We start from the raw sequence: 4,553 nt of genomic DNA, 5'->3' as shown, positions 1-4,553 counted from the left end.
GCTCCTAAACGTCTCGCACGCATAATATGATTTCACCAATAGACGTTGCAACCTTCTAGCCTTTGCGTCCTGTCCCGATTTAGCTGCTTGGTATATCCTCTTTTGGAGCTTAAAAACGTACCGCTGAACCTTAGCCCAGTTGATACTTTTCCATACAAACGCACGTCTTAGTAGGTTTCGGTTTTCCGAATCCTTTACCATCTCTCGATTTCGTCATCTTGACTCCTACTAAACTCTATCCTTGCAATCAAACCGTGACCCGTTAGCATATCCCGTCCATTACAGCCGGGCGTTGGCTTTTGGTCACATCTCACCCCCTCAAGGGGGTAGGGTCGAACGAGAAGTCACCTTCCCGAACTCCCATACAAAACCGTGCTTGATACTTTCACATCACACGGCTCCTGATGTGGACACCCCGTGTCATGGGAACAGGGTTACGACCCCCTGCTTTGTAACTTCAACTTTCAGAGCTGTATACAACCACGTAGTCTTTAAACTCGCTCTCGTCATAATACTCCTACTAATCGCAGTATCTATATCCACACCGCGACCTGTGGGCATATCCCCACCATGACAATTGGGCTTGGGCTTCTGGTCGCATCCTTCACCCTCAAAAGCATACGCTTACACTTTCACTACTCCACGGGTACATCCCGCCACTGAGAGCTAATGAGGGGTTACAACGTTCCATCTATGCGGGCATTCCATCTTTAGATTCGTCCTCAGAACCGGGGTACTTTAAAGGTCTGTGCACAACTTTCGTTGTTTTTAGGTAGTTGCATGAGCCCCCTACTTTTCCCCTTGCCCTTTTGGGCGCAGCGTGTCAACCTATTTCGCTGCTAGTGTATTACGATGGTTCCAGCCGGACATTCGGTTTCCCTAATCATGGATGGTTGGCAGTGGTCGAGTGAGAGGTAGGTTCCTCTATTACGCCTTCCGTTCCCCGCTTCAATCTGACGGGTTGTGAATCCTAAAACTGGGGGTGGCTATCGCCGTTACTCTCAACTTCCTGCTTTACTAGATGGGTCACGACTCCATCGTTCTAGCGTTCTGTCTTGACCTTGAGTTTCCCTGCCTTGCTTGGTTGTTGAGACCAAGCGTTGGGACACATAGATAGTTATGGGATGGTCAGCAATCCTATCTATATTGCTATAGCTAGAATGAGACATTCCTTATATTCTACCAAGGGGTATAAGTCCCACTGGGAAGTGATTTCAGGCATTGCAGCCCTATTTGGTCTCCCAAACGTTTCGCACCTTGCGCTTACACTTGTCACTACTGACTACTTCGACCAGATAATCAGAGCCTAAGAGGGGTTAAAACGTTCCGTTTATATGGGCATTCCATCTTTAGATTTGTCCTTTCCACCGGGGTACTTTAAAGGTCTGTGTAGGTAGTTAAAATATCCTCCTACTTTTCCCCTTACTCTTTTGAGCGTAGCGTATCAACCTATTTCGCTACTTTATATTGACGATGGTTCAAGCCGGACATTCGGTTTCCCTAATCATGGATGGTTGGCAGTGGTCTCGATTCTGGTGTTGGGTTACACCTCGGAGCCTTCCGTTCCCCGCTTCAATTCTAGGGTTGTGGGTCCTGAAACTGGGGGTGGCTATCGCCGTTACCCTCATCTCTGTTTCGTCACGTTTCCGTTATGTTAAGAATTGTTACGAAATGTTACAGAGTGTATTGACCTTTGGTTCCCTGCCTTGATTTTGTATCGTAGGATACTAATCGTTGGGACATATAAACAGTTATGAGGATGCTCAGGAGTGCGTTCCTTATATTCAACCAAGGGGTTGAAATCCTCACCAGGCGGTTGTTTCGGGTATTGCAACCCTATTTCATGCCTGAACGTCTCGCACTTAGTCAATATATTAACACTCTTTACAATTCTTAACAATTTTCTTAACAAAAGTTTTAGGATATGGTCCCACAAACTGTCAAGATAAATTTGAGCATATCTACCCTAGTTTAGCTACAATAGGCTCATCCGATGGGAAGGCTAGAGCCTGGTCCGATGGCGATCGTCTCCTTCCCCGAAAGGCTTGGAGTCTGGGTCAAGCTGACCAGCAACCTAAGCCGGTACAAACAACCAATTCACAAATTGATGCTCGATGGCTATCGAAAATTCACAGGCAACTTCAGAACAGCCCCAAAAAATCCATCTTCCCAAAACCAGCCAATCTGATCAACTAAAAAGGATTCGCCACACCACTTCTCATGTAATGGCTATGGCAGTCCATAAGTTGTTTCCCAAGGCTCAAGTAACTATAGGACCATGGATTGAAAACGGCTTCTACTATGACTTTGATAGCCCGGAACCTTTTACGGAACAAGACCTAAAAGCCATCAAAAAAGAGATGGTAAAAATCCTCAAGCGGAAACTACCCGTTATCCGGGAGGAAGTTAGCCGGGAAGAAGCCCAACGGCGCATTGAAACCCTAGGAGAACCCTACAAGCTAGAAATCCTGGCTGACCTAACGGAACCAATTACCATTTACCATCTGGGCGATCAATGGTGGGATTTATGCGCCGGACCTCACGTTGAAACTACCGGAGATATTAACCCAAAAGCGATCGAATTAGAAAGCGTGGCGGGAGCCTATTGGCGGGGAGACGAAACCAAAGCTCAACTCCAACGCATTTACGGTACAGCCTGGGAAACCCCAGAACAACTCGCAGAATATAAACGCCGGAAAGAAGAAGCTCTCAGACGAGACCACCGCCGTTTAGGGAAAGAATTAGGACTATTTATATTTTCCGATCAAGTGGGTCCGGGGCTACCTCTGTGGACTCCTAAAGGTACAATTCTGAGGACAACCCTTGAGGACTTCCTTAAACGAGAACAGGTGCGGCGGGGATATCAACCAGTGGTTACCCCCCATTTGGGGCGGGTCAATTTGTTTAAAACCTCTGGTCACTGGCAAAAATACCGCGAAGACCTCTTTCCCATGATGGGAGAATCAGAGGACGAGGGGTTTGTCCTCAAGGCTATGAACTGCCCCTTCCATGTACAAATTTATAAATCTAGTCTACGCTCCTATAGGGAATTGCCCATCCGTTTGGCTGAATTTGGGACGGTTTACCGCTACGAACAGTCGGGGGAATTGGGAGGATTAACCCGTGTGCGCGGCTTTACCCAAGATGATGCTCACCTGTTTGTTACCCCGGAACAGTTGGATGATGAGTTTCTCAAGGTGGTTGATCTGATTCAGTCTGTCCTCAAAAAACTCAAGTTGGATCAGTCCTTTAAAGCCCGTTTGAGTTTCCGTGACCCTAATTCTGATAAATATATCGGTTCAGACCAAGCCTGGGAAAAGGCAGAAAATGCGATCCGCCGCGCGGTGGAAACTCTGGGAATGAATTATTTTGAGGGTATTGGTGAGGCTGCCTTTTATGGTCCTAAGTTGGATTTTATTGTTCAGGATGCTTTGGAACGAGAATGGCAGTTAGGAACGGTTCAGGTGGATTATAATTTACCAGAAAGGTTTGATCTCGAATATGTGGCCGAAGATGGAACCCGCCAGCGCCCGGTGATGATTCACCGCGCCCCCTTTGGGTCCCTGGAACGGTTGATCGGGATTTTGATTGAGGAGTATACGGGGGATTTTCCCCTATGGTTGGCTCCGGTAATGGTGCGGTTGTTACCTGTTAGTGACGAGTTTTTTCCTTTTGTGGAGTCTGTGGCTGAAAAATGGCGATCGCTTGATATTCGCGCGGAAGCTGATCACAGTCACGATCGCTTGGGTAAAATGATTCGTAATGCAGAAAAGGCTAAAGTCCCAGTTATGGCTGTGGTGGGGGCTAAGGAAGTGGAGTCTAATAGTCTCAGTATCCGTACCCGCGCACTAGGAGAATTGGGGACCTTGACGGTGGCGGAAACCCAAAGCCGACTACAATTTGCGCTCGCTAACTTTGCTGATTTTTAGCCGGGAACGGTTAAAACCTGCTATGATTTAATATCAGGGGTGCGAGACGTTCAGGCATTAAATAGGGTTGAGATACCCGAAATAACCGCCTGGTGGGGACTTCAACCCTTTGGTTGAATATAAGGAACGCACTCCTGACCATCCCCATAACTGTTTATATGTCCCGACGCTTGGAGAAATCTAAGCAAGGCAGGGAACTCAAGGTCATAAACCAACTGAGAAATCAGGGAGTAGAGAGTAACGGCGATAGCCACCCCCAGTTTTGGGAATCATAACCCCAGGATTGAAGCGGGGAACGGAAGGCTCCGAGATACAACCTATAGCACAAGACAGAAAAGTTAGGACGTATAATGGCAAGGATATCTACAGAAGACCCAAAATGACAGCCCCCTACAGTTACGACCTTAGACAAAAAGTTATTAATGCAATTGAACTAGACGGTATACCCAAAACCGAAGCCAGTCAAGTTTTCCATGTCAGCAGGAACACCATCAATCTCTGGCTGCAAAGAAAAGAACACACCGGCGACTTCCTCCCTAAACCTAATCGCCCACCTGGTCATAGCCACCAAATTACCGACTGGCACAAATTCAAGGCTTTTGCCTAAGAGCATGGCCACAAAAC

2 protein-coding genes and 1 pseudogene are annotated in these 4,553 nt (G+C 47.2%); 2 read left to right on the top strand and 1 reads right to left on the bottom strand.

What is annotated here, in order from left to right:
- On the bottom strand, positions 1–201 hold a 201-nt coding region (locus tag P5683_RS23000), incomplete at its 3' end, for a reverse transcriptase N-terminal domain-containing protein (RefSeq protein WP_315669487.1).
- Between the two features lie 1,913 nt (positions 202–2,114).
- On the opposite strand from P5683_RS23000, the gene thrS reads away from it, so the two are divergent.
- A complete protein-coding gene (gene thrS / locus P5683_RS22995) occupies positions 2,115–3,929 on the top strand; it encodes a threonine--tRNA ligase (RefSeq protein ID WP_006625971.1) in 1,815 nt (604 codons plus the stop codon).
- Positions 3,930–4,308: 379 nt separating this feature from the next.
- Positions 4,309–4,533 (top strand): annotated as a pseudogene (locus P5683_RS22990) (IS630 transposase-related protein); the annotation flags it as partial.
- Positions 4,534–4,553 lie beyond the last annotated feature (20 nt).

The sequence above is a fragment of the Limnospira sp. PMC 1279.21 genome (assembly GCF_032349615.1).
Lineage (GTDB): Bacteria > Cyanobacteriota > Cyanobacteriia > Cyanobacteriales > Microcoleaceae > Limnospira > Limnospira fusiformis.
Note: the sequence above shows the minus strand (reverse complement) of the source record. Positions and strands in the feature narration are given on the sequence as shown.